Consider the following 25,172-nt stretch of genomic DNA (forward strand, 5'->3'; position numbering starts at 1 on the left):
GCAAAGGGGGAGGCGCCAGCGCGATAGATTACGCGCCAGACGTTGCGATTAGCCATCCGACCGCATTTGCGCCGCACCTGCGTCGATTCCAAGGATTTATGGGTGTCGTTGGCGATGCAGCCACAACAACCTTGAATCGGCCTGCGACTGTGCTCCAAGCAAAAAGGGTCCATTGCTCACACGACATTCGTGAAATGTGCTTACCGGAAATCGGCTATCGACTTATGGGGTATTTGGCTGAAATTGGTAAAATCGAAAGTGTTGATGGGATGCATCCAGTTCGTGGATCGCGCACGCGCGTAATCTCATCTCTTACATCGAAAGCGGGGCAGTTAGTTTTTTCTGTCGTCTTATGCGCCTTTTAGGGCGCCTGCTGATTCGTTGATGACCGGCGGCCATGATTGAGAAGAGAGAGGTCGCAGCAGTGATCGCTGGCGAGCCTCTAAATCGGACTCCAGTTGTCACGAAGGTGCAAAAAAAACTCCTCGATCCCCATTAGCCGAAGAGGAGGTCATGGAGTCTCGTCGGCGACTATCCGACCAGGTCCGGCCTCCCGCAGATGCAGGATGAGCCTGAGCAATCGGGGGCCTTCATTGAAGAGGCCCGCGAGATCGAAGCAGACGAAGAGCGTTCGGCCGCGGATGAGTTGAGAAAGCGGTTCGCAAACAGTCCCTAGGCCAAAGCTCGACCCCAAATACGAGCGCCAGGCGGTCAGATATCGCCGATTTTCTCCCTAACAATGTGTATCGGACGACCCTCAACCATGAGCGCCTGTGGCTTCCCATCTGAGAAGTTAGCAGGTCGATCGAGCGTCAGGCTCCATCTGAAGTCTGCCGGTACTTGAGCGCCCGTTACCAGCGTTCCGCCGGTTGGCGCATATAGGTTGACAGTCCCCTTTATGCGGCCGCCTTGCTCGATGTAGGTGCCGCTACAGCGAAGGTTTTCAGCGCCGACACCGACAATCTTGCCGTTGCCGACGTAGACGGTACCGCCGCCAGCTCCGCCCATGCCGGCGAAGACTTCCCTTCAAGCGCAGCTCAACGGCTCGATCGCTGCCATTGAGGCTGACGATCGCCTTTGTGCCCAGCGAAAACAACAACCAAAATCGCAACCAACTTCGGATAACCACAGCGCGTCGGTCTACTTGCCAAGCATACCATCGCCCAATGGACATTATCCGCCAAAGCTATCGAGAATTTCAGCTTTGATTGCGGTTGCGGTATACAGGGAAATCTCCAGCGGAAGGTTTCCGAATGCAACCTGGCAAAGCAAGTAGTTGGCACCTGCCACTTCCATCTGCTGAAGAAGGAGCTGTCGGACCGAAGTTGGCGTTCCAACGACGCACAATTCGCTTTCAAGTGCTGCATCGAAGGTCAGCGGAAGGGCGGGCGGTGTCGGAATGTCTTTCAGCTCGTAGAGGAACTTAAAGCTTTCCAGCCATCGCCGATACGCAGCTTCGGCCGCCGCATGAGCGTCCCGATCAGACTTCGCAATCACGACCATGCGGGCCAGCCCGAGAAATGGGTCGCGGCCGTATGCCGCTGTATTGTGGGCTCGATGGGAGCGGTAGGCGTCCGTAACGTTCCGGACAACACGGGCGGGGCCTATGCACGCCAGATTGGCGCCATTTGCAGCGGCCCACTGCGCCGACTCAGCCCGATTGCTCGCGATCCAGGTAGGCGGATATGGACGTTGATGAGGCCTCAACGTTAAGGGTATCTCGCTCAACTCGAAGTGGCGTCCCTGATAAGATAACGTATGTCCCTTCAGCGCAATATTCAGGATCTCACTGGCTTCCGTATAACGGCTTGGTGCGGCGTCTGCACTGATGCCGAAGAAGCCCCATTCAATCGGCTGTGAGCCGCGGCCTATCCCGACCTCGAGCCTGCCGCCGCTCAATTGGTCAAGCATGCAGATCTCCTCGAACGCGCGCAATGGATGATAAAGGTTGAGCAACAGGACGAGCGGACCGAAGCGTAATCGCCGGGTGCGCTGCGCGACGCTCGATAGAAACAGGTTCGGCGAGGGCCCCCTGCCATGAGGTGTGCAGTGGTGTTCGGCCAGGTGATAAGCGTAGAAGCCGAGCGAGTCGCAGACCTCGATCAGCTTGAGACGATCTTCATATTGTCGTGCGGCATCTCGGCCGTCGTCATCCAAATGGTCGAAAATGCCGCACCTTAGTCTTGAAGGAAGGCCACTCTTCACTCGATCAATCTCCGGTTATGGGTCAGATGGCTGTTGCTTCATGCCGTCGCGCTCAAAGAGGTCTCGTTCGTCATTCGACCGCTTAGGCCGCTTCTCTTTGGGGGCGCGGATCTGAGCTTGCACAATGTGAGTGGTCACGAGAATGCGCAGATGGCAGTCCGGCCGCACCCTTGCTAGACGTTCCCGAAGCGCCTCCACAGCGAGCATGTGCTCGACCAGAAGCATCGTTAACCGCTTCAGAGGTTCTGTGCCTGCGAGCCAGATCAGCTCGGGCACGGCTACTATTTGTCTATCATCGGATGTAGCGTCTCCTTCAGCTCGACATCGGGTAGCTCTGCGAGCGCTGCAACGAAAGCAAAAAACGCTCCGAAAGCTGCAAGTATAAGAGAGCTTGCGAGTATCGCCGCTCCAACGACCTGAGTGCGCCTCATCATCGGTGTCACTTTGGGTTGGGGGAGACGGCGTTGATGCCAATCAGTTCTGCTCGACAGTTTCAACACGGCCGTCTCGCCAGCGGTAAACCAGAAAGCCAGGAGCCGCATTGTCTCCCTTTGTATCGAACCGGACTGGGCCAATCACGGTATCAGTCGGCCGTGAACGAAGTGCGCTGGCGACGCGCACAGCATTGAAAGAGCCGGTCCGGATCACCGCCTCTGCCCATGCTTGCACGGCTGCATAGGCGTAAAGCGTGTAGCCTTCAGCGGACAGGTTGGAAGCTTTGAGTTTGGCCACCACGCCGGCCGCATTGGCATTCCTGGCGGGGTCCGGCATGAAGGTAAACAACGTGCCATTTCCAGCGCTGCCTGTAATGGCCCAGAATTCAGAGGTCATCAACGGATCGCTTGCCATGACGATGAGTCCCGCTCTTGCTTCTGACGCCTGGCGTACAAACAATCCGATTTCGGTGTGATAGCCGCCGATATAGGCGACGCGCACCCGATCCTTCTTCATTCTTGAGACCAGCGCCCTGTAATCCTTTTCACCGGCTACATAGCTTTGGCGAATGACTTGTTCACCGAATCTCCGAAGCTGTACTTCAACGACGTCGGCGATACCCTTGCCGGCGGTGCTCTTGTCGTCGAGCACTGCGATCTTGTCGTTAGGGAAGTTCCGGTGAATGTACTCTGCGGCAACGATGCCCTGTTGGTCGTCGCGGCCGCAGATCCGAAAGACACTCTCAAGGCCGCGTTCTGTTAGCTGAGGATTTGACGAGCCTGGCGACATCTGAATGATGCCTGCTTCTGCGTAAATCCCGGAGGCCGGGATCGACGAGGAAGAACAAAAATGGCCAACGACCAACCGGACCCGCTCCGTTGTGAGCTTATTCGCGACTGCGACAGCCTGCTTCGGGTCGCATGCGTCGTCGGCGACACTCAATATCACCTTGGTATCGAGAAGTAGGCCAGAAGCGTTCAACGCCTCGACCGCCACAGCCGCACCATCGCGCATTTGCGCGCCGAAGGCAGCGCTGCTTCCGCTCATTGGCCCAACTACGGCAATATTGACCTCGGAGCCGCGCGCAATCGAGGCGAGGGCGCAGAAGAGAAGCGCTGCACTCGCAGCAGAAGCGTAACGCCCACTTAACATTGTAGAGCTCCCAATGCTCACCTGAAGTGAACCGCCAGCAGCTGTGATCAGACGTGCCTGCACGTTGAGGGTGTCTGACAAGCGAAGCTTGCGTGAGGTCGGCCAGATTGCGACCATGCTAGAGCCTACAATTTGACGTTACGTGCGGTTCAAGTCCCTTTGAAGGAGCCTCGATCAGTGTGTCAGGGAGCGCCGATCGGCGAGGTCGTGACGACTGTCCGGTTGAGTCAATAAAACTGTCGGCCCGTATCGGAGCCGCCGATCAACCAAGCGTCATCGCGTTTTCACATTGCCAGGGCCGATCTGCAATGCCGTGCGGAGCCGGCCGTGAGGACGTCAGTACGGCTGATCTTCCAACCCGCCAAGGGCGAGATCGAGATATTGCATGAGGCAGGGGTCCCAACCAGCCAGACTACGGGGGGCGCTTAATCGTGCAAGTACCTTCAGGATCATCGAAACGCGTGAATCGGCGCCGGCGATTTCGCTGATCAGCAAGCGTGCCGCAACTGCGACAGCTTTTGCCCGCTCGCCGCAAGGATGCTCGCCCCGATCCATGCAATCACGCAGGTCGTTGCGGATCCGCCGCCACCGCTCCTCGCGATCTGCAGCTAACTTGCAGGTACATCGGGACGTCTGATTATGCGTCTCGACCCGCGACATGGCGTTGAGGGTGGCAGGCAGCTCATCCACACTTACCTGGATATCACTGTCGATGGTCATGTTGCGCAAGCGATCTCGCAGCAGAGTTGCTCGAGCGACTTGAAGTTCTATCCGCTCTAAATGCTTGCGTAGAAGATCGATAAGTGAGGTCGTGCCCTCCATAGCTTTACGGATCTCGACAAGGGAGAAGCCAAGCTCACGTAGCGCACGGATCTGGTGAACCCGTTGCACGCTTTCGCGGTCGTACATCCGGTGGCCGCCGTCAGTACGCTCTGAAGCCGCTAGTAGCCCGGTGTGTTCATAATGATGCAGCGTGCGTACCGTTACTCCGGTCGCCTCTGCAAGTTCGCCAATGCGCCATCGACGCCTTCGTGGTGTAGCTTTGCTCATGTTGTTCAATTTCAAAGCCTACAACCTGACGTCACGTGTGATTCAAGCTATTTCAAAGCTCTAGCTGGATCGTCTTCCATTCCAGCGCGTGGGAGGTGACTATCCTCAGAATGGCGGGGGATCAACCCTGAGGGGAAATGGTGATCAATAAGTTCGTCAGGCATGCCAGTCGAGCCTCGCCAGCCGCTGTACGCTCCAGGATTAGTTTGGCGATTGCTGTGCGATTTTCCGGACTTCGCATCGATGGGGGTAGCGCGGTGACCGCACTATCATAAAGGCGCCCTAGGACGGAAAGCTCTTCCGGATCGAATACGCCGATGCACTGCTCCAACGTTCAGCTCCTTGTTTGTCATTGCGTCATGGCAGCGCACGTCGTCAAGACGTTTGGCTGCGATAGGGCCAAAACAAGTCAGACCCGCGGCGCGGAGCGACGAAGATGCGATGTACTCCCAGGTGATGCGACAGGGCAACACGGGTGCGCGATGCTTGCTTCCACAGCGCAAGAGATCGCGGTCATGTGCATGATCGATGACCACAACGCCCACGGTGCGTGATGGTACGACTCCGAAGAAGCCGAAGCGTTTCCGCTCATCGGGAGCCACTACTGATTCGGAGAGTTGACGAGGGCAGCCCAGCGGCGATTCTGCTGTATCGCGGCAGGTGCGCCCTGCGGCCGGGTGCAACGTAACGCCCTGTCTCTAAAACCAGGCCAACATTCTGAGCCGCCGCTCGCACGTCGAGCCTATTGCCAACGTGCGAAAGACCTACACAACGTCGTCATGATAGCCGTCCGCTGCGAATATCTTTATAGAGCGATCATGAATTCGAGCGAGGCGATCCTGAATTGTCTGCGCTGAGGTTCGCGGATCTTGCGTGCGTCCTTACGAAAAGGCGAGACAGATCATGCGAAATCTCCGGCAGTATCCGCTCGTTCCGAAGCGCAGATGATTGAGGGCTCTTCTCCCGTCACCATGCGGCTAGCCTCCTGCAACAATATCTCTCGCATCCACAGGCTTTCCGGGTCGCTATTGTCAAGCACGGGCCATTGGACCGCCTCAGTGAAGGCGGGGAATGGCTGCGGGAGCTCCGCAATGCGAAGGGGCATCGTTCTTTGGAAATGCTTTACGAGCCCCAATGGCATCGTCCCTATGCGGTCCGTGCCTACCAGCAGGGGCGGGATCATGCTGAAGCTCTGCACGAGAATGTCGATACGCCGGTTCAGACCGAGATCGAGTAAAAAGGATTCCTCGATCGGCGTCTTGCGCGCACCTCCGAGCTTAACCGCCACGTGGCCCATCGACATGTACCGATCAAATGTAAGACGCCGCAGTAGTTGGCTGTTCGTGCGGCAACCTACGCAGACGAGTCTCTCCTCGAATAGGGCCGCCCTGGGGTGCGCGCTGGACATGAATAATTCGGGCAAGATAACAAAATCGACTTCGCCGCGGCGGAGAAGCTCATCCTGCTCATCGGTGAGCGCGACCAGTTCGAAGCTGACGGCGGGTGCTTCTCGCGCGACGCGCTCCACGACATTTCGAAAGAATACGACTGTTATGAAATCAGAAAGGCCGATCCTGAATCGCCGGCTCGATCGAGCTGGATCGAACACGTGTCGCGCGATGATTGAGAGCTCAATGTGCGTTAGAGCCTCGCGCACAGGACCCGCGAGTCCTTCCGCGCGTGAGGTCGGGACAAGTTCCCGCCCCCTCATCCCAAACAGCTCATCACGGAAGTAGGAACGCAGCCGGGCAACGGCCGCGCTCATGGCAGGCTGACTAAGATTAATCTTGCGTGCCGCTGCGCTGAGGTTGCGCTCAGTCATTAGAGCATCCAGCGCGACGAGAAGATTTAGATCCAGACCTTTGAAACGCATGTCTACTTATCCGGCATGAGCGGGGTTGCGGCGCATAAAACGAGCGGTGACCGCTGCGTCTCGAGAGGTCCTATTGGCTTGCCCGAATGGACATCGTTCCGTCCTGCGGGCGAAAAGACGCTCGTGAAAGACCGCAACAACGGAGAGCAAGGCGGTAGGGCGACCAGCCGCGGCCGGAAACCGTCAGGAATCCCAAAGTTGATCGGTCTCGCCGCTTCCGGCGAGCCACGCAACAGGACCCGGTCAGTTGGTTAATGGCAGATGAACACAGTGTCCGGCCAGCGCCGTGAGTTCGCCAAAGCGCCCAGTCGACGGCCGCGTAGTGCAGCGTTAGTCACGGCGGCCAATCTACAACCTGACGCAGTGTGCGGTTCAAGCGATTTTATCGGGCAAGTCAAACATTATTGTGCTGGAGGAGGTGTGTTCTGCCGCGATAGTGCCGGGCGTCGCCTGTTTGACGGGCCTTACCGACGAGCCGTCCAAATGGGCGTCCCTTTTGCTGCCCAATCCCATCCAAACCCCCGTTCCAAGCCGGAGGCTTCTTCGCACATTCATTCTAACTCTGAGGCCAGGGTATCGGCTTCGCGCTTACACCTGTTTGCAGTGCAAGCGCATCAAACATCACCTGCGAGGTCACCTCGCGCACCACTCGGCAAGTCTTCGCAACCGATCGCCGTCTCTGGCAGCTTGGCCCCAGTCACGTTGAAGTGGCGAAAGCGGCCGAGCAGGTCGAAGGATTGTTAGCGTATTTGGAACGTGCTGGGAGCGGCTTATGGTGAGCCTAGCAGCGCCTGCGAGTTGGAGGCTCCTGATTCCCAGATGCCATGTTAGATGCTTCCTCCAGCAATATCCGCCGCATCCAAATGCTCGCCGGGTCGGTATTGTGGAACGCAGGCCACTGCACAGCCTCGGTGAATGTGGGCAGGGGGAGCGGTGGCTCGACGATCCGCAGTGGCATCCGCTTTTCGAAGTGTTTGGCGAGCCGTAAGGGCATCGTGCCGATACGGCCTGTGTCCAACAATATGGGCGGAATCAGGCTAAAGCCCTGCACAACGATCTCAATGCGTCTCTTGACGCCGTGCTCAAGCAAAAACCATTCTTCGAGGTTTGGCCTGAGCGCCCGTCCGAACTTCGCCGTAACGTGCCCCATCGAGATGTATTTCTCGAACGTAAGCTGCCGCGAGAGCTGCTTGTTCTCGCGGCATCCCACGCATACGAGGGTCTCCTCGAACAGCGTCGCCTTAGGATGCGCGCTCGACATGAACAGTTCCGGCAGAATGAGAAAATCCACCTCGCCCCGGCGGAGCAGCTCATCGGGTTCATCGGAAAATGGCAGCAATTCGAAGCGCACCGCCGGAGCTTCCTGTGCGATACGGTCCACAATTTGGCGAAGAAAGACGATCGTCATGAAATCGGAGAGAATGAACCTGAAGCGTCGGCTCGACTGAGCAGGGTCAAACGCGTCTCGCGATATGATCGAGAGTTGGATGTGCAGCAGGGCCTCGCGAACCGGACCTGCAAGCGCCTCCGCGCCAGGTGTCGGGACAAGCTCGCGACCTCTCATGGTAAATAGCTCATCGCGGAAATAGGTGCGCAGCCGCGCGATCGCCGCGCTCATAGCCGGCTGGCTCAGGTGAATTTTGCGCGCCGCCGCTGTGAGGTTGCGCTCCGCCATCAGAGCATCGAGCGCGACGAGAAGGTTTAGATCAAGTCCCTTGAACCGCATGTTGTGAGTCTATCCATCGTGTGGATGTATTCCATCGAAACAATCGATTTTACCAAATTGCGGGATGTTAGATAGCAAACATCAGTTTGCAAAAGAAATCAGGCATACCATGATGGCTGCTGCTCGTTCACGCTGGCTCAGAGAAAAACTCCTGGACGTGCGAGCAGCCGGCGCATCCGCTTCGAGGGCAGCTATGGACGCGCCGTACCAGCCGCGTCGCTTCTTCTCGGTGCAAAGCTCGCTCGATCGAGCCGCCAGGCGGATCTCCATAAACCTTGGTATGCGTGTTTCATCCGTTTCCATATTGGAGGTTTACCCGCGTACACTTGAGAGCGCGTTCAGCCGCATTCTAGTGTCGCGAAATAGCGGCAGGCGCAGATTGCGGATGCCAAGTAATTCAGGCGACTCTTCAAATGGCTCGCCTGTCCACAGCATTCAGGGCGTGTCGAAGATGCATATGAGGCAATTTGATCTGATGCCACTAGGATGCGGCGTCGATGAGGCCCCCTGCATCGAAGGCCTGCCCGCAGACGTCAAAACGTCGACAGCGATGCTAGACGAGGCGGAGAAGCTCCGTGGTGCAGACAGATTCGGGCTAGTCCAATCGCCTCGTCGGCATCTCCCGGGATATCTCGCGCAGGGCATTGGCCGGATGACGAGTGCGAACCATGAGATCGCTTCGTCGCGAGCGAAAGCGCACGGGGCGGTGCGCGAGGAGTGCCGCGTTCAGACGGGTCATGGCAGCTCAGTTCAGTATTGATCAGCGGTTCAGCGACTAGCGAGTTCACGTGACCATCTCCGCTCATAACTCCATCGGCGCAAGGAAGCTCGCCATGAACATTGCCGTATCCCCGACTGCGGAAACTCCTTCTGCACGCGCTCAAGTGCAGTGGAGTCGTCGCTGGGAAAGCGAATTGCAACTCGCCGATCATGCCGAACTCGCCGAGTTCTTCCGCAAGAGTTACGGGCCGACCGGTGCGTTCAATGCGCAGCCATTTGAGGGCAACCGAAGTTGGGCCGGTGCAAGACCTGAGGTCCGCGTAATCGGTTACGACGCGCGCGGGATAGCTGCTCACCTCGGGCTACTACGCCGCTTCATCAATGTTGGTGGGGTCGATCTTCTCGTGGGCGAACTGGGGTTATACGCGGTGCGTCCGGATCTTGAAGGCCTGGGAGTCAGCCATGCAATGCGCGTGATGTATCCCATGCTGCAGGAGCTTGGGATTCCATTCGGCTTTGGCACGGTTAGGCCTGCGCTTGAGAAACATATGACCCGACTGGTCGAAAGGCAGGGGCTCGCAACACTCATGTCTGGCATTCGCGTCCGCTCCACGCATCCGGATGTCTATCCCAATTTGCCGCCGATCCGGATCGAAGACGTGATCGTAGTGGTTTTCCCGGTTGGACGCTCGATGAGCGAGTGGCCGGCCGGGACGATCATCGATCGGAACGGGCCTGAGCTGTGAACGGGCTTATGCCCCCATCGGCTGTCCGTTGCGACTACGCTGACGTGAGCGGAAGTCGCCCTGTCTATTTGACCTTTGATGATGGGCCAAATCCATCTTGTACGCCAGAAGTGCTCGATGTGCTGGCGCAACATCGGGTTACGGCGACGTTCTTCGTGATCGGCATGTACGCGGCCGACCAACCTGAACTCATTCGACGAATGATTGCGGAAGGGCATAAGGTTGCGAACCACACGATGACGCATCCGGATCTATCCAGATGCGTACCTGCGGAGGTTCGCGACGAACTGTTGACGGCGAGCGAGGCAATCCGTTTGGCTTGCCCGCAGGCCTCGCCCAGGTACATGCGAGCACCTTACGGCATATGGACACAAGATGTGCTTGCTATCTCAGCGAGCGCTGGTCTCACAGCTGTGCACTGGTCTGTCGATCCGAGAGATTGGTCTCGCCCCGGAGTTGATAGAATTGTGAGTTCAGTGCTGGCGAGCATTCGCCCGGGGGCAATTGTTCTCCTGCACGACGGATATCCTCCTGAAGAGGAGAGGCTGTGCACTGATGCCACGCTGCGTGATCAGACCACGATGGCGCTGTCATATCTGATTCCCGCATTACAACGGCGCGGGTTTGTAATCCGTCCGCTCCCTCAACTTCACTGAACAAAAACTGGCACCCTATGGACATTCTCGCTACCACCAGTGCTGTCGCCGTTTCGTCTTATGCATTGCTCTCGACTATCTACAAGAGCGCGCAAGCGCTTTATGCCAGACCGGCGATGAACTCATCGCAGCAGGACAATCTGGGGCGATCGGAGGCGCCCCTTCCCAGTGTAGACGTCATCGTGCCGTGCTTCAACGAGGATCCAATCACGCTCGCCGAATGTCTGGAGTCGCTTGCGAGCCAAGACTACACCGGAAAGATGCAGGTTTATGTGGTCGACGACGGATCTGCAAATCGCGACCTTGTCGCGCCTGTACACAAAATCTATGCCAACGATCCGAGGTTCAGCATCATCTTGCTGGCAAACAACGTTGGAAAGCGCAAAGCGCAGATCGCCGCAATACGCAGCTCATCCGGTGACCTGGTTCTCAACGTCGACTCGGATACGATACTTGCCGCTGACGTTGTCGCGAAGCTTGTATTGAAGATGCATGACCCGCAAGTCGGTGCGGCCATGGGTCAGTTGATAGCGAGCAATCGCAGCGAAACCTGGTTGACCAGGCTGATCGATATGGAATACTGGTTGGCGTGCAACGAAGAGCGTGCGGCGCAAGCTCGTTTCGGTGCGGTCATGTGCTGCTGCGGCCCATGTGCTATGTATCGTCGTTCCGCGCTCGCTTTGCTACTTGATCAATACGAAGCGCAATTCTTTCGCGGGAAGCCGAGCGATTTCGGTGAGGATCGCCATCTAACCATCCTCATGCTCAAGGCGGGGTTCCGCACCGAATATGTCCCGGACGCCATCGCAGCAACAGTCGTCCCTGACAGCCTTGGGCCATATCTGCGTCAGCAACTCCGCTGGGCGCGCAGTACCTTTCGGGACACGTTTCTTGCGTTGCGTCTGCTGCCAGAGCTCGATGGCTATCTGACGTTAGATGTTATCGGGCAAAATCTCGGCCCGTTGCTTCTCGCCCTTTCATCACTGGCTGCGCTCGCGCAGCTCGTAATCGGCGGTTCGGTACCCTGGTGGACGGGATTGACGATTGCAGCAATGACGATGGTCCGGTGCAGTGTGGCATCCCTTCGTGCTCGCGAAGTGCGGTTTCTGGGCTTCTCGCTCCACACACCGATCAATATCTTTCTCTTACTTCCTCTAAAAGCCTATGCGCTTTGTACCTTGAGCAACAGTGATTGGCTATCGCGCAAGGTCGCCAACGTGTCGGAAGGGGAAAAGGAGCCGGTCATCCTGCAGCCGAGCGCTGGACGAAGTCCTGCAAGTATGGGGGGAGTGTGTAGCACAATTCGTAAGACGGGGGTTTCGCAACGTCCATCGAGCCTGGCGGCGAAGAAGAGTGTTTGCGGTCGCGACCGTTCGACTGCCTTCAAATAGGTGATTGGCTCATGACCCTGGACACAAATCATCAGCTGCTAGAGCGAGAGTTGGCTTTCGACGATCCATGGCGCCTCGACAGTAGTTCGTTTGAGCAGGAGCGATACGCGCAAATGCTCCGGATGTCGCATCGCGATGGAGATGTTGCGTATGCCCTCGAAGTAGGATGTGCAGCCGGTGCATTCACGGAGATGCTGGCGCCGCTTTGCGAGCGACTCACGGTGGTCGATGTCATGCCGCAGGCGATCGATCGAGCGCGACGACGGACCAGGAAGTGGTCACATATCACGTGGGTGACCTGCGACATTCAACGGTTCTCGACCACTGAGCAGTTCGATTTGATTGTAGTGGCCGAGGTTCTCTACTACCTCAAGGACATTGTCGAGATGCATGCGGCCATCCGCAACCTGGTGAGTATGCTTGCGCCAAATGGAGCTCTGATTTTCGGGTCCGCACGTGATGCCACATGTCAACGATGGGGTCATGCTGCTGGTGCCGAAACGGTGATCGCTCTCTTCAACGAGAGCCTGTCGGAGGTCGAGCGCCTGCATTGCCACACCGAATCGGTCAACGAAGACTGCTTGATCGTCCGGTTCCGGAAGCCGGGTCATTCGTCAGAACAATCAAACGTCGGTCACTAGACCAGGGGATCGTATGCGCATCTGCGGCATCAAGTTAACACATGACGGGGCAATTGCTGTCGTCGAGGACGGGCAGCTTGTCTTTTGCACCGAGCAAGAGAAGCGCGGCAACAGTCCACGATATCAATCCATCGAGAATCTCGATGCAGTCGTGCTCGCCTTGGCGGAGCATGGCCTGGATCCGCGGGATATCGATCAGTTCGTGATCGACGGCTGGGATGGAGAGATTGAGTCGCAGTTCCAGGTCCTAAGTGGCGCTGTGCCGATCGCGCTGAAAGGGGCGCCATATGTCGAGCGCCATGCTGAGGGCGTTCTTGATTCCGTCGACGGCTTTGGCCTGATCCTCGGAGGCAAGGCCTTTACATATAAGAGCTACCCGCACGTCACGGGCCATGTCGCGTCAGCATATAGCACCAGTCCCTTTGCCAGCGCGGGAAAACCCGCGTTCTGTCTGGTATGGGACGGCTGCATCTTTCCACGTCTTTACTATGTCGAGCCTCGGGGGGCACGGCTCATTGCATCCCTATTTCCGATGATCGGCCACGCCTATGCTGCCGCGGGCCTTCACTTCGGCCCTTATAGGCAGCCGAACCGCTCCAATTGGGATTTGGGCATCGCCGGCAAGCTGATGGCTTACATCGCGCTTGGCTCTGTCGACGAAAGCATCGTGACGGTGTTTCAGGAGCTCTATGAAAAGCGCTTCGCCGATGACACGGAGCAGGCTCGTCGCTACCGCGCCGACATCAACAATGCGGAATTGTCGCTCGCAGCTATGCACGACTTCTTCGAGGCAAGCGCATTGCGCCTGACGGCCAAGCGAGCGGAGGACGTCCTTGCGTCGTTTCATGTGTTCGTGGAGCGTCTTCTTGTCAAGGAAATGGCGTTGGTTCTGTTGCGACACTCGTCGCTTCCGGGAGCGCGAAATCTATGTATCGCCGGAGGTTGCGGTCTCAATATCAAGTGGAACAGCGCGCTTCGTGCGGAGGGATTGTTCGATGACGTTTGGGTGCCGCCGTTTCCGAATGACAGCGGCTCGGCAATCGGCGCTGCTTGCGGCGCGATGGCGGCGCAAAATGGCTTCGGGCCATTGGAATGGTCAGTTTACAGTGGTCCGGACCTGCAGGACAGCGAGCTTCCGCCGGATTGGGAGGCGGCGCCATGCAGTCTGCGTGAACTTGCGGCGATTCTCGCCGACAACAAGCCGGTCATCTTCCTTTCCGGGCGCGCCGAGCTGGGGCCGCGGGCGTTGGGCGGCAGAAGCATTCTTGCAGCGCCGACCTCCCCGGCAATGAAGGATCATCTCAACGACATCAAGCGTCGCGAGCACTTCCGGCCGGTGGCGCCGATCTGTCTGGAGGATCGGGCGCCAGAAATTTTCAGCCCAGGTACGCCAGATCCTTACATGCTTTTCGATCACCAGACCCGGGCGGAATGGCGCGACAAGATCCCTGCTGTGGTCCATCTTGACGGCTCGGCGCGGCTGCAGACAATCTCCCGCAACTCTCCGCAGAAGGTCGCCGCGCTTCTCGTCGAATTTGAGCAACTCACGGGGATTCCGCTGCTCTGCAACACGAGCGCGAACCTCCACGGACGGGGATTCTTCCCGGATGCTGCCGCGGCTTGCCAATGGGGGCGTGTTGAGCATGTGTGGTGCGACGGCCAGCTCTGGACCAAAACGGTCGTTAAGAAGCCATCGTCTGCTGAACGACTTCTTTCAGCCTAAGATGAACATGTCCACGGTAGCGATCGACCTTGCCGGCGTGAGAAAATCATTTGGCGATAAGATCATCGTCAATGAGCTGTCGTTCTCTGTCGTGCGCGGAGAATGCTTTGGCCTTCTCGGGCCGAATGGAGCTGGCAAGAGTACGATTGCCCGTATGCTCCTCGGTATGATTTCGCCGGACGCAGGCAAGATTACGGTGCTCAATGAGCCTGTCCCTTCCCGCGCTCGTGTGGCGCGTGTGCGCATCGGCGTGGTGCCGCAGTTCGATAACCTTGAACTGGAGTTCACCGTACGAGAGAATCTGCTGGTGTTTGGCCGCTACTTCGGCATGAGCGCTCGCAAGATCGAGGCGGTCGCCCCCTCGCTGCTTGAGTTTGCACGCCTCGAAAGCAAGGCGGACACGCGCGTCGCCGAGCTGTCCGGTGGTATGAAACGGCGACTGACGCTGGCGCGTGCGCTAATCAATGACCCGCATCTGCTCGTGATGGACGAGCCGACGACTGGTTTGGATCCGCACGCCCGCCACCTGATTTGGGAACGTCTGCGAGTTCTGCTCGGGCGGGGCAAGACGATTCTCCTGACCACTCACTTCATGGAAGAGGCCGAACGTCTGTGCGATCGGCTGTGTGTCCTCGAGGGTGGACGCAAGATCGCCGAAGGCAAGCCGGACGGCCTGATCGATGAGCATATTGGCTGTAACGTGGTCGAAATCTATGGCGGTGATCCACATCAGCTCTGCGAGTTGATCAGGCCGCATGCACGGCACATCGAAGTGAGTGGTGAGACGCTCTTTTGTTATGCGCCATATCCGGAGCAGGTACGCGTGAAACTGCGCGGGCGAGCGGGCCTTCGTATTCTGCAGCGCCCCCCGAATCTCGAAGACGTGTTTTTGCGGTTGACCGGGCGCGAGATGGAGAAGTGAGCGATGGGTGAAAGTTATGCGGCGGTGATGCCAGCTAACGCGTACAATTGGGTTGCGGTATGGCGTCGAAACTTCCTAGCATGGAAGAAAGTCGCACTTGCATCGATTCTCGGCAACCTCGCAGATCCTATAACCAATCTGTTTGGCCTCGGCTTTGGCCTTGGACTGATCGTGGGGCGCGTTGAGGGGACGTCGTACATCGCGTTCCTGGCGGCAGGCATGGTCGCGACCAGCGCCATGACGTCCGCGACCTTTGAAACCATGTATGCAGCCTTTGCACGCATGGACGCCAAGCGCACCTGGGAAGCAATCCTCTCCACTCAGCTCACGCTTGGCGACATCGTTCTGGGTGAACTGGTGTGGGCGGCCAGTAAGTCCGTTCTGGCCGGAACAGCGATCTGGATCGTCGCTGCCACGCTGGGTTATGCGTCATGGCCATCCATTCTGTATGCGATGCCAGCAATCGCCCTTACTGGCCTTGTCTTCGCCAGCATGGCGATGGTCGTCATATCTCTTGCGCCAAGTTACGATTACTTCGTGTTTTACCAGACACTTGTCCTCACTCCTATGGTGTTTTTGTGTGGCGCCATCTTTCCGACGAGCCAACTGCCCGGCTCATTTCAGCATTTCGCCAGCTTGTTGCCTCTCGCACATTCGGTCGACCTTATTCGCCCAGCGATGCTTGAGCGTGGCGCTGACAGCGCTGCCCTGCACGTAGGTGCGCTCTGCGTTTACGCGGTCTTGCCCTTCTTCGCGTCGACAGCACTATTTCGTCGCCGGCTGATGCGTTGACGTGAGTTCAGCGAAAATGGAGAAAGTCACATCGATGCAATGTCACGATGCGTTCTGCGGTAGCTCGGGATGACCTGGTCTCACAGCAACTGCTGCAATGGCCTTAAGAGGCCCAGATCGAGCGAGGTCTACGGCCGCCTGTTCGGTCGATCGGTGCGGACGCCAGCACCGGACTTTCTGAGCGCCAGTCGCTAGGCGCCGAGATGGACTTTGCAAAGTTGTGTTGTGCTGTCTGACCCGCGCAACCGACGGAGCGTGACAGTAAAGATTAGATAGGTGGGACGCAGTTGGCGTTCTCGGCATGATCATATGGAGAACTGGATGTTGTGCCTGGGAGTGAGTGGCGGACTTGACAGAATCTATGAAAGCTCGCCGGAGCTGCCGAATACATTTCTGCACGATGGCGCTGCGGTTCTTGTGCAGGATGGCCGCGTGATTGCTGCTGTCGAAGAGGAGCGCCTCAACCGCGTCAAGCACTCCAACAAGTTCCCGAGCAATTCGATCCGGTACTGCCTCTCTACCGCAGGGGTTGAGCTCGGTGAGATCGACCGTATCGCGTTCTACGCGACTGAAGCCTACTGCAATACCATGCTCGAGCGTCTTTCTGCTTCTCAGCCCGTTCCGTTGGACGCCAAACTGTTGCTGCGCCAGCTGCTGGCACGGGAGTTCGGCGCTGAGATCGATCCGTCGCGGCTTTCCTTCGTGAATCACCACGAAGCGCATGCCGTGAGCGCGTTTGCCATGTCCGGCTTCGAGCAAAGTCTCGTTTTTGCGATCGACGGCGGTGGCGATTTTCTCTCCGGCTTATTGGCAGTGGGGTCTGGCAGCGAAATTGCACAACTAGCAACCTTCCCGGAACATAACTCCCTGGGGTTGTTCTATCTCGAGACGATCCGATATCTCGGCTACGGGTTGTTCGACGAGTACAAAGTGATGGGGCTTGCCCCGTATGGTGATCCCGCTCCCTATCGCGAGCTCTTCACGCAGTTCTACGAGTTGCTGGAAAACGGTGGCTATCGCGTTCACCTGGATCGGATCGGTCCGGCCCTGGTCCGCAAGCTCGAGGTTCGGCGAAAAGGAATGCCGTTCACCCAACAGCATCGAGATGTCAGCGCTTCGCTGCAGGAGGCGCTGGAGCGGATCGTGTTTCACATCCTGCGGCACCATCGTGAAGCGACGGGCATGACACGCTTGTGCTTGGCTGGGGGAGTAGCCCATAATTGCACGCTGAACGGTAAGCTGCTTTATTCCGGGCTATTTGACGACATCTTTGTTCAACCCGCGGCGCACGACGCCGGTTGCGCACTGGGCGCTGCGTTGATGGTGTCAAACGAGCTGGGCAAGCCGGCGCCGCGCGAGCGACTGCCGGACGTTTATTGGGGGCCCGATCTCGGCAACGAGCAAGCCGTAGAGCATGAGCTCAACGCATGGTCAGGCCACCTCGACATTCAGCGAAGTGATGACATAGCATCCAGTGCGGCAGACTGGATGGCAAATGGCGCTGTAATCGGCTGGGTTCAGGGCCGCTCTGAGTTCGGTCCACGTGCGCTTGGTAACCGCAGCATTCTCGCGGACCCGCGGCCTGCGGAAAACAAGGACCGCATCAACGCGATGGTCAAGAAGCGCGAGGGCTATCGCCCCTTTGCGCCATCTGTACTGGAGGAGGATGCAAGGGAGTTCTTTGAGCTCCCGGAGGGCACGCGGCAACTCCCCTTCATGAACTTCGTGGTTCGTGTGCGTGAAGCCAAGCGTAACGTGCTCGGTGCGATCACGCACGTTGATGGGACCGCTCGGCTGCAGACAGTATCGCGCAAGACAAACCCCACCTATTGGGATGTAATTGATGCGTTCAAGAGGCGAACAGGCATCCCAGTTCTTCTAAATACCTCATTTAACAACAATGCCGAGCCGATCGTGGAGTCCGTGTCAGATGCGATCACCACGTTCTTGACGACTGACCTGGACGGACTTGTTGTTGGGCCGTTCCTCGTCAGGAAGCGACCAGCATCACTGCAGGATTGGAGTGCACTCGGCGTTTCATTGCCGCCGTATGCATCCCTTCATCGTGTTCGTTCCCACACAGCGCCCGATCGTCAAGAAACGGTCTGCGAGATCCGCACGGGACATTCCGCCAACGATAGTACGCGTATCTCACATGAGCTTTTCGAGATCTTGATGCGGATCGAGGGCGAGGCGCCGCTCGGCGGGCTTCTCGACGCAACCATGCTGGACCAGGCCAAGCGTGAAGATCTCGTGAAGGAACTGCGGCTCGTGTGGGAGCTGCGGGGCGTTCGGCTGCATCCGCCGCGCGCGGCTTGCGGCTGTAATAAAGTGCCAAGCGAACATAGTCGGAACTCATGAGCATGGCCATGCCGATGCCTGCATGTGAGGAGGCTAGGCCATCCGACGCACGGGTGGGCATCGGCCATCCGACTGAAATCGGGCACGTCGACGCAACACCGCTCGAGAAAAAACGGAAAGTGTTGCGAGAACGCTGCCCATCACGGATAGCGCTGCTATGAAGTTCTACCGACGCAGCTCGCCGGCACCGCAATTTCAGACCGTGACGTCGGACAAGATGATACGTGAGATGTCTGCAATGACGTCTCTTGTCCAACCAGGAGCCCGGGAAGAGGCAATGCAGAGCGGTTCGAAGAATGATAGGTTCGTAGTTTCCCGGCGACGCACGGGGTTCGGCGACTGCCTGTGGTCACTGGCGGCAGCCTGGCGTTTTGCAAAGCAGACAGGACGGACGCTAGCCATCGATTGGCGGGGATCTTGTTATCTCGATGAGCCATCCACCAACGCCTTTCCAGTCTTCTTCGAACCGGTTCAAGACATTACTGGCGTGCGGGTGATTTGCGATGACAAGATCAATCAGTGTTCATTTCCGGGACCGTTCTTCCCGACATGGTGGAACAAGCCAACCATCGATTGCGTCTATCGCCCGGACGAGCAGATTTTCAGGGAGCGCGACGAACTCGATCGACTGTTCCAAAGTCACAAAGATAGTGACGCTAACACGGTTGTGTGTGATGCGTGTCTGATGTGGCGCTGCGATCAGGAGGCCGAACGAGAGATCTTTCGGAGCATCAAGCCACGACCTGAAATTCAGGCTCGGATTGATGCTATCTACCAGGAGCACTTTGAGCCGTACAGCGTGATCGGCATTCATGTCCGGCATGGCAACGGCGAGGACATTATGGGGCATGCTCCCTATTGGGCTGACCCGGAGCGCGCCTTGCGCCAGGTCTGTAATGCCATCGATAAGGCCAGGGTGTTACCCCACGCAAAACCCCTAAGGGCTTTCCTGTGCACGGACAGCGCGCTCGTCCTTGAGAAGGTCTCGACTATATTTCCCGATGTTTTCACGATCCCAAAACGGTTCCAGGCACCTCAGGCCGGCCCATTGCACAACGCCGCGCTCGGAGCCGAGGGCGGCTTTTCCGCCCTCATCGATATGTATCTCCTTGCGCGCTGCGACACCGTGATCCGTTTTCCCCCGACGAGCGCCTTCACGCGCTATGCGCGTCTCTTTGCCCCACGCGTGATCGAATTCGATTTGAGCGATCCGAGCCGATTGATCCTGATTGAAGAATCCCCACAAGAGCTCGTGGCTTTATGAAATTCGTAGCTCGCCTGATCGATCTGATTGCCGCTTTTTGCATCCAGCAGTATTGGCAGATCTTTTCGGGCCGGCAATTGCCTGTTCAAGGTGATGCTCTGTCCCGAACTTCCACCGGAGAACAGAGCGACGCGGGGTACGAATGTCTTCCGGTGAAGCTCGACGTCGACAACAATGAGCTTACGTGCGGCCGCCGCGGTAAACAGGTGTAACACGTCTTCGTCATCGCCTCGGGGGTCCAAAGTCGAAGCTAATCGGTGGTCGATCGCGGATGAACATACCGAAAGGGGTCTCCGTTCAGCCGGCGAGTTCCGTCTTGGCGGTCTGTACTCGCTGGTGCCAACGGGCGCTCTCGAGATCCACTATTTTGAAGAAACATTCAGTACGCCAGGTCGTGGTCCGGGAATCAATCCGCCCGGCGATGTGCCAGTGCCGGACACAGCAGAGCGGGGCGCGATGAAGTCGGCGTCAGCTGCCGGCGAATCTAACGTACGAAGCTGGTAACGTCAGCTTTCGAGTTGAAGCGGCTACTGGCGGCGGCCGCTATCCTGATCGATCGTTGCCTCGACGAGAGGCGATGGCCATGTTTTTGGCTCTTCCGGTTGTGCGATCAGGAAAGAGAGCGCGGCTCGTAGCTTTGTCTTGACGCAGGCGAGTGTGCTCGCGACATTACGTAGCTGATGCACCATCGCTGTCACAAAGCACACGCGCCGTGTCTTGAGCCCGCCAAACATTCCGCGTGCGCGACACTAGGACGCAAAACGAAAGCGGATTTACATGCATCGCAGTGGCCCAAATCCTGCTACGCGTGCTGCGCGCATCAGGAGAGGAGGCGGGCGTGGGTCTGGATCTGCCAAATGACGATCTAATCAGAGGCCCGCTGCCCGAAACACATTTAGCTTGCCCCTTTCAGGCCGACAAAGCCCGTGTTCATGGCGGAGAACAGAAGGCGATGTTGCTCACCGGAGCATCGCGCGGAATTGGTCATGCCACTGCCAAGCTGTTCTCGGAGGCGGGCTGGCGCATCATTTCTTGCGCGCGTCAGCCGTTCGACGGCGAGCGATGCCCCTGGCAGGCAGGGAACGAGGATCATGTCCAGATCGACCTCAGCAATCATCGAATGCTGCCGCGCGCGATCACTGAGGTCAAGAAACGATTGGCCGGTGCACCTTTGCACGCGCTCGTGAACAATGCCGGTGTCTCGCCGAAAACGCCCGCTGGCGATCGGATGACGTCGTTGACGACGTCAATCGAGACTTGGATGAGTGTGTTCCATCTCAATCTGGTGGCCCCGATCCTGCTGGCGCAGGGTTTGTTTGACGAGCTAAGAGCCGCGTCAGGGTCGATCGTGAATGTGACTTCGATCGCGGGCTCGCGGGTGCACCCGTTTGCGGGCAGCGCCTATGCCACGTCGAAAGCTGCGCTCGCGAGCCTCACACGCGAAATGGCCCACGATTATGCGCCGCATGGCATTCGCGTGAATGCGATCGCGCCCGGCGAAATCAGGACGGACATGTTATCGCCCGACACAGAAGCGCGTCTCGTGCCAAATATCCCGCTGCGCAGAGTGGGAACCCCGGATGAAGTGGCCAAGGTCATCTTTTTCCTGTGCTCGGATGCGGCGAGCTATGTCACAGGGGCCGAGGTGCCAATCAATGGTGGGCAACATCTGTGAATCGGCCGGCCTTGGCGACACAGCTGACGTGAGCTGCAACAGCGGTACATGCGTTCTTCGCTGACGACGCGCACGCAATCCGTAAAAATGCAATGAAGGCACACTGTAAGTTTACTGTCGTGCCATGAAAAGATGTCACGGTTCTATGTCATCTCGTCAACACCGGCGTTAGATCGAGAGTGACATGCAAAACGAAGCTCGCCAACCAGGACAAGGTACCAGGGAGGATGATCAAGAGAACGGAGGCCGCCTCATGCTGGATATACCTTCCTCACGTGAAAGACCTACCTCGCAATCTGAGCCGGAGGGTAAGCTCTCGGGGGAGCCGTTGCGTGAGAGCGCGCTGACCGGCATCTTCGAAATATCGAAAATACTCACCGCTCCTTGTCGGCTCGAAGTCACGTTGGCCAACGTTGTTGGTCTTCTGCAATCGTTTGTGCAGATGCGACACGGCATCGTCTCACTGTTCGACGACGACGGCATGCCGGACATTACAGTGGGCGCCGGCTGGAGCGAAGGCAGCGACGAACGTTACCGAATGCGACTGCCGCGGAAGGCAATCGACCAGATCATCGCGACGGACAGGCCTCTTGTCGTCGAAAACGTGGCCGCCGAGCCAGTATTCAGCGCTACCGACCGGGAAGTGCTCGGCGCCTCTGATGATATGCCAGTGTCGTTCATCGGGGTTCCGATTCGTATTGATCCGAAGGTCGTGGGTACGCTGACGGTCGACCGTATCCGGGACGATACGTCGAGTCTCGGGCTCGAGTACGATGCGCAGCTGCTCGCCATGATCGCCAACCTGGTGGGACAAACAGTGAAGTTACATCGCTTGTTCGCCTGCGATCGCGAACGACTGATGGCGGAGAAAGACCGGCTACAAAAGCAAGTACTAGAATTTAGGCCACCCGCTCGGGAGCGCAAGAAGCTACACGCCCATGGGATCATTGGCGACAGTCCGGCGTTGCGCGGGCTGCTCGAGAAGATTGCGGTTGTAGCCAGATCTAACAGCACGGTTCTGCTGCGCGGTGAATCCGGTACCGGAAAGGAACTCGTCGCCAAGGCCATTCACGAATCTTCGTCCCGCGCCAGGCGCCCGTTCGTTAAGCTGAATTGCGCGGCGCTTCCTGAGACCGTCCTGGAATCCGAATTATTCGGACATGAGAAAGGCGCCTTTACCGGTGCGTTCAGCGCGCGCAAGGGGCGCTTCGAACTTGCTGACAAAGGAACGCTGTTTCTTGACGAGATCGGCGAGATCTCAGCTCCGTTCCAGGCGAAGTTGCTGCGCGTTCTGCAAGAGCAGGAGTTCGAGCGCGTCGGCAGCAACCAGACTCTTAAGGTCGATGTTCGAGTGATAGCTGCGACCAACAAGAACCTTGAAGAGGCTGTCACAAGGAGCGAGTTCCGCGCGGACCTTTACTATCGCATCAGCGTAGTTCCCTTACTGTTGCCGCCGCTGCGCGAAAGACGCAGTGATATTCCGCTGCTTGCCAGGGAGTTCCTCAGAAAATTCAATAACGAGAACGGCCGTACTCTGACGTTGGAGGCGAGTGCGATCGATGTACTGATGAACTGCGGATTTCCGGGGAATGTCCGCGAACTCGAGAACTGCATCGAGCGGACAGCGACGCTGTGCGCCGGATCATCGATCGTGAGAAGTGACTTTGCATGCTGCCACGGCCAGTGTCTTTCTGCGATGCTGTGGAAAGGCACGTCAGATGAGAGACCAGACCAGCCCGCACCCCTGGCATCGGTGCCCGCAAAGTCCACCATTCCGCTAGCTCAAGCGACCCAGCCGGTCCAGTCTGTCAGCGGCGAGCTGGCCTCACTGGGGCCTCCTGGCACTGTTCTCGTTAGTGGCGCGAAGATGGCCGATCGCGAACGGGTGATTGCGGCCATGGAAAAGTCTGGCTGGGTGCAGGCAAAAGCAGCGCGCCTGCTCGGACTAACGCCGCGCCAGATTGGCTACGCGCTGAGGAAATATGGAATCGAGATAAAGCGTTTCTGAACGATGACATCGGTCGGAACTGATACCGCCAAATAGCTTTATGAGGACGATCTCCGATGGGCAATCTGATCGCAATCTGAAGGAAATGGGTCCGCCCTCGGGGGGCGACTTGACCCCGAGCGAAGGCACCGCGCCCGATTGCGGGACTGCTGTCGAAAGGCGGGCTTGCCTGGTTCGATGAGAGACGACTTGCGCGCGATGACATACTGAGCGTCACCTGCGGGCCATGCAATCGCGCACAGCTGCTGAACATCTAAAGCGTCATGCCTATCCGTCGATCAAGATCGGACAGTGAGCGGCAATGCTGAACGTCAACCGGTCGGCCACCCGCTGGTGATTGGCGGCGGTAATCTGTCGCAAGCTGTCCTGGCCCGACTCAGCTGGCGTGCCCTGCGGAACAGCGCTGTCGCAGTCCTGACTATGTTAGCATTCCTTCGTCGGCAAGCGGGCTAGAGGGGGCGCATCACCCGGTCTAAGCCTCTGTGATGGCAAGCCAATTCCAAAAGGGCGCGCGATGGTACAACACTTGCTGTGCTCTCCGCAGCTGTCGCAGCTTTTGGAGCAACACCGTGCACAATGTCGTCTGCATCAAACAGGTTCCGGACTCAGCGCAGATCCGCGTGCACCCCGTCACCAATACAATCATGCGTCAGGGAGTGCCGACCATCATCAACCCGTATGACCTCTTCGCGCTCGAGGCCGCGCTGGAGCTGCGCGATCGGTTTGGCGGCGAAATTACCGTGCTTACAATGGGGCCGCCATCGGCGGAAGATTCTTTGCGAAAGGCGCTGACTTATGGCGCCGATCGCGGCGTCCTACTCACCGATCGCTGCTTTGCGGGCTCCGACACCCTGGCCACAACGTATGCACTTGCAACAGCCATTCGAAAAATTGGTAAGGAATATGGCCAGACAAACCTCATCTTCACGGGAAAGCAGACCATCGACGGCGATACGGCGCAGGTTGGGCCCGGCATCGCAAAGCGGCTGGGCGTATTGCAACTGACCTACGTTGCGAAAGTCAGATCCTTAGATCTCGCCGCCCATACAATTGAAGCGGAACGACGCTCCGAAGGCGGTGTCCAGGTGCTGCACACGAGGCTACCCTGTCTCATCACCATGCTGGAGGCAACGAATCAGATTCGGCGCGGCGCGATGGAGGATGCCTTGCGTGCCGCGCGTGCCAAAATCGTGAAATGGAGCGCAAACGATGCCGGTATCGAAGACGTCTCCAAATGCGGCCTCAAGGGATCGCCGACCGTCGTCAAGCGAGTGTTCGCTCCCTCTGCGCGGGCTGAGAAGGCGGAGCTGGTCGAGGCAGCCGAACAACCGGCGCCGGCGTTGATAGACGCAATTTTCAAGCACCAACCGAAGCTCGAAGCCGATCTTGCGGCACTTGTCCGCGACGTTTGATCTGGAGAGACCTCATCGTAACGGTCCGAGGATGTCTCAACACCATGAGGCACCCGCGTCCAGTGAGCGCGATGATGTAGGTAGGAATCTCAGCCGGCGACCTTCGCATTCTGTCCATGGCGTTTTTCGATTGCTCGCGATCACCTGGGACCGCATGTTCCGTAGACCACGTTATGGCCTCGATCGATCCCCGGAGTTGACCGCGATTGTCAGGCGCATCGACAAAGGGCTGCGCATGCGTCCAGATCTATGGTCGTGTTCGACGGCGTTGAGGCGACCGCTCCTCGCGTAGTTGTCACGAGCGAAGACGGATTACGTCAGCGATCGGGATCACCATGCTGGCGCACGAACGCCAAAAGCGCTGTCCAGGCGCGAAGCCCACCTATGTGGTAGCTTTGGACCAATCTCCGCGTTTCAAAA

19 protein-coding genes are annotated in these 25,172 nt (G+C 57.9%); 13 read left to right on the forward strand and 6 right to left on the reverse strand.

Translation table 11 applies throughout. The annotated features are described in order from the left end of the window. Positions 1 to 711 precede the first annotated feature (711 nt). The 6 genes from GGD62_RS27675 to nodD1 form a co-directional block, all read right to left on the reverse strand. A complete protein-coding gene (locus GGD62_RS27675; protein ID WP_183711267.1) occupies positions 712 to 1,008 on the reverse strand; it encodes a hypothetical protein in 297 nt (98 codons plus the stop codon). A gap of 165 nt (positions 1,009 to 1,173) precedes the next feature. After that, entirely contained in the window at positions 1,174 to 2,205 is a 1,032-nt protein-coding gene (locus GGD62_RS27680; protein WP_183711269.1) for an LLM class flavin-dependent oxidoreductase, read from the reverse strand. A gap of 474 nt (positions 2,206 to 2,679) precedes the next feature. Beyond that, complete coding sequence (locus tag GGD62_RS27685) at positions 2,680 to 3,909, reverse strand: branched-chain amino acid ABC transporter substrate-binding protein (protein ID WP_246800318.1); 1,230 nt, start codon at positions 3,907 to 3,909, stop codon at positions 2,680 to 2,682. Between the two features lie 219 nt (positions 3,910 to 4,128). Then, complete coding sequence (locus GGD62_RS27690) at positions 4,129 to 4,842, reverse strand: MerR family transcriptional regulator (RefSeq protein WP_183258041.1); 714 nt, start codon at positions 4,840 to 4,842, stop codon at positions 4,129 to 4,131. A gap of 901 nt (positions 4,843 to 5,743) precedes the next feature. After that, the gene (gene nodD2, locus GGD62_RS27695; RefSeq protein ID WP_183711271.1) at positions 5,744 to 6,715 is read right to left on the reverse strand and encodes a transcriptional regulator NodD2; all 972 of its coding nucleotides are present in this window, start codon (positions 6,713 to 6,715) and stop codon (positions 5,744 to 5,746) included. 781 nt (positions 6,716 to 7,496) lie between these two features. Continuing rightward, positions 7,497 to 8,441: a transcriptional regulator NodD1 gene (nodD1, locus tag GGD62_RS27700; protein ID WP_104462415.1), complete on the reverse strand. Its 945-nt coding sequence runs from the start codon at positions 8,439 to 8,441 to the stop codon at positions 7,497 to 7,499. A gap of 833 nt (positions 8,442 to 9,274) precedes the next feature. Between nodD1 and GGD62_RS27705 the strand changes: the two genes are divergently transcribed. From GGD62_RS27705 to GGD62_RS27765, 13 genes are all read left to right on the forward strand, one after another. Further along, on the forward strand, positions 9,275 to 9,907 hold the full coding sequence (locus GGD62_RS27705) for a NodA family N-acyltransferase (RefSeq protein WP_183711273.1): 633 nt from the start codon (positions 9,275 to 9,277) through the stop codon (positions 9,905 to 9,907). Then, complete coding sequence (gene nodB, locus GGD62_RS27710) at positions 9,904 to 10,563, forward strand: chitooligosaccharide deacetylase NodB (RefSeq protein WP_183711275.1); 660 nt, start codon at positions 9,904 to 9,906, stop codon at positions 10,561 to 10,563. Before GGD62_RS27705 ends, nodB begins: the two co-directional genes overlap by 4 nt. 17 nt (positions 10,564 to 10,580) lie before the next feature. Further along, positions 10,581 to 11,954 (forward strand): chitooligosaccharide synthase NodC, encoded by a 1,374-nt coding sequence (gene nodC, locus GGD62_RS27715; RefSeq protein WP_183711277.1) that lies wholly within the window; start codon positions 10,581 to 10,583, stop codon positions 11,952 to 11,954. A gap of 11 nt (positions 11,955 to 11,965) precedes the next feature. Then, complete coding sequence (nodS, locus tag GGD62_RS27720; RefSeq protein WP_183711279.1) at positions 11,966 to 12,595, forward strand: nodulation methyltransferase NodS; 630 nt, start codon at positions 11,966 to 11,968, stop codon at positions 12,593 to 12,595. Positions 12,596 to 12,608: 13 nt separating this feature from the next. Beyond that, complete coding sequence (gene nodU, locus GGD62_RS27725) at positions 12,609 to 14,318, forward strand: nodulation protein NodU (RefSeq protein WP_183711281.1); 1,710 nt, start codon at positions 12,609 to 12,611, stop codon at positions 14,316 to 14,318. A 1-nt stretch (position 14,319) separates the two neighbouring features. Continuing rightward, the gene (gene nodI / locus GGD62_RS27730) at positions 14,320 to 15,240 is read left to right on the forward strand and encodes a nodulation factor ABC transporter ATP-binding protein NodI (protein ID WP_183711283.1); all 921 of its coding nucleotides are present in this window, start codon (positions 14,320 to 14,322) and stop codon (positions 15,238 to 15,240) included. Positions 15,241 to 15,243: 3 nt separating this feature from the next. Continuing rightward, entirely contained in the window at positions 15,244 to 16,032 is a 789-nt protein-coding gene (locus GGD62_RS27735) for an ABC transporter permease (protein WP_183711285.1), read from the forward strand. A 321-nt stretch (positions 16,033 to 16,353) separates the two neighbouring features. Further along, positions 16,354 to 18,393, forward strand: a complete 2,040-nt coding sequence (locus tag GGD62_RS27740; RefSeq protein WP_183711375.1) for a carbamoyltransferase — start codon at positions 16,354 to 16,356, stop codon at positions 18,391 to 18,393. Between the two features lie 157 nt (positions 18,394 to 18,550). Continuing rightward, positions 18,551 to 19,657 (forward strand): nodulation protein NodZ, encoded by a 1,107-nt coding sequence (locus GGD62_RS27745; protein WP_283813334.1) that lies wholly within the window; start codon positions 18,551 to 18,553, stop codon positions 19,655 to 19,657. Continuing rightward, entirely contained in the window at positions 19,654 to 19,869 is a 216-nt protein-coding gene (locus GGD62_RS27750) for a hypothetical protein (RefSeq protein WP_183711287.1), read from the forward strand. Before GGD62_RS27745 ends, GGD62_RS27750 begins: the two co-directional genes overlap by 4 nt. Positions 19,870 to 20,495: 626 nt before the next feature. Further along, the gene (locus GGD62_RS27755; RefSeq protein WP_183711289.1) at positions 20,496 to 21,332 is read left to right on the forward strand and encodes an SDR family NAD(P)-dependent oxidoreductase; all 837 of its coding nucleotides are present in this window, start codon (positions 20,496 to 20,498) and stop codon (positions 21,330 to 21,332) included. Between the two features lie 184 nt (positions 21,333 to 21,516). Then, positions 21,517 to 23,340: a nif-specific transcriptional activator NifA gene (nifA, locus tag GGD62_RS27760; RefSeq protein WP_183711291.1), complete on the forward strand. Its 1,824-nt coding sequence runs from the start codon at positions 21,517 to 21,519 to the stop codon at positions 23,338 to 23,340. A 569-nt stretch (positions 23,341 to 23,909) separates the two neighbouring features. After that, positions 23,910 to 24,752: an electron transfer flavoprotein subunit beta/FixA family protein gene (locus GGD62_RS27765; RefSeq protein ID WP_183257696.1), complete on the forward strand. Its 843-nt coding sequence runs from the start codon at positions 23,910 to 23,912 to the stop codon at positions 24,750 to 24,752. The last annotated feature ends 420 nt before the right edge of the window (positions 24,753 to 25,172 follow it).

This window comes from Bradyrhizobium sp. ERR14, assembly GCF_014198235.1.
Classification (GTDB): Bacteria; Pseudomonadota; Alphaproteobacteria; order Rhizobiales; family Xanthobacteraceae; genus Bradyrhizobium.

Bases quoted from the DNA above. Each gene is read 5' to 3' on its own strand.
- nifA (WP_183711291.1), top strand. From the start codon at position 21,517: ATGCAAAACGAAGCTCGCCAACCAGGACAAGGTACCAGGGAGGATGAT.
- GGD62_RS27675 (WP_183711267.1), bottom strand. From the start codon at position 1,008: ATGGGCGGAGCTGGCGGCGGTACCGTCTACGTCGGCAACGGCAAGATT.
- GGD62_RS27690 (WP_183258041.1), bottom strand. From the start codon at position 4,842: ATGAGCAAAGCTACACCACGAAGGCGTCGATGGCGCATTGGCGAACTT.
- GGD62_RS27750 (WP_183711287.1), top strand. From the start codon at position 19,654: ATGAAATTCGTAGCTCGCCTGATCGATCTGATTGCCGCTTTTTGCATC.
- nodC (WP_183711277.1), top strand. From the start codon at position 10,581: ATGGACATTCTCGCTACCACCAGTGCTGTCGCCGTTTCGTCTTATGCA.
- nodS (WP_183711279.1), top strand. From the start codon at position 11,966: ATGACCCTGGACACAAATCATCAGCTGCTAGAGCGAGAGTTGGCTTTC.
- GGD62_RS27735 (WP_183711285.1), top strand. From the start codon at position 15,244: ATGGGTGAAAGTTATGCGGCGGTGATGCCAGCTAACGCGTACAATTGG.
- GGD62_RS27685 (WP_246800318.1), bottom strand. From the start codon at position 3,909: ATGGTCGCAATCTGGCCGACCTCACGCAAGCTTCGCTTGTCAGACACC.
- GGD62_RS27705 (WP_183711273.1), top strand. From the start codon at position 9,275: ATGAACATTGCCGTATCCCCGACTGCGGAAACTCCTTCTGCACGCGCT.
- GGD62_RS27745 (WP_283813334.1), top strand. From the start codon at position 18,551: ATGAAGTTCTACCGACGCAGCTCGCCGGCACCGCAATTTCAGACCGTG.
- nodD2 (WP_183711271.1), bottom strand. From the start codon at position 6,715: ATGCGTTTCAAAGGTCTGGATCTAAATCTTCTCGTCGCGCTGGATGCT.
- GGD62_RS27740 (WP_183711375.1), top strand. From the start codon at position 16,354: ATGTTGTGCCTGGGAGTGAGTGGCGGACTTGACAGAATCTATGAAAGC.
- nodD1 (WP_104462415.1), bottom strand. From the start codon at position 8,441: ATGCGGTTCAAGGGACTTGATCTAAACCTTCTCGTCGCGCTCGATGCT.
- nodU (WP_183711281.1), top strand. From the start codon at position 12,609: ATGCGCATCTGCGGCATCAAGTTAACACATGACGGGGCAATTGCTGTC.
- nodI (WP_183711283.1), top strand. From the start codon at position 14,320: ATGAACATGTCCACGGTAGCGATCGACCTTGCCGGCGTGAGAAAATCA.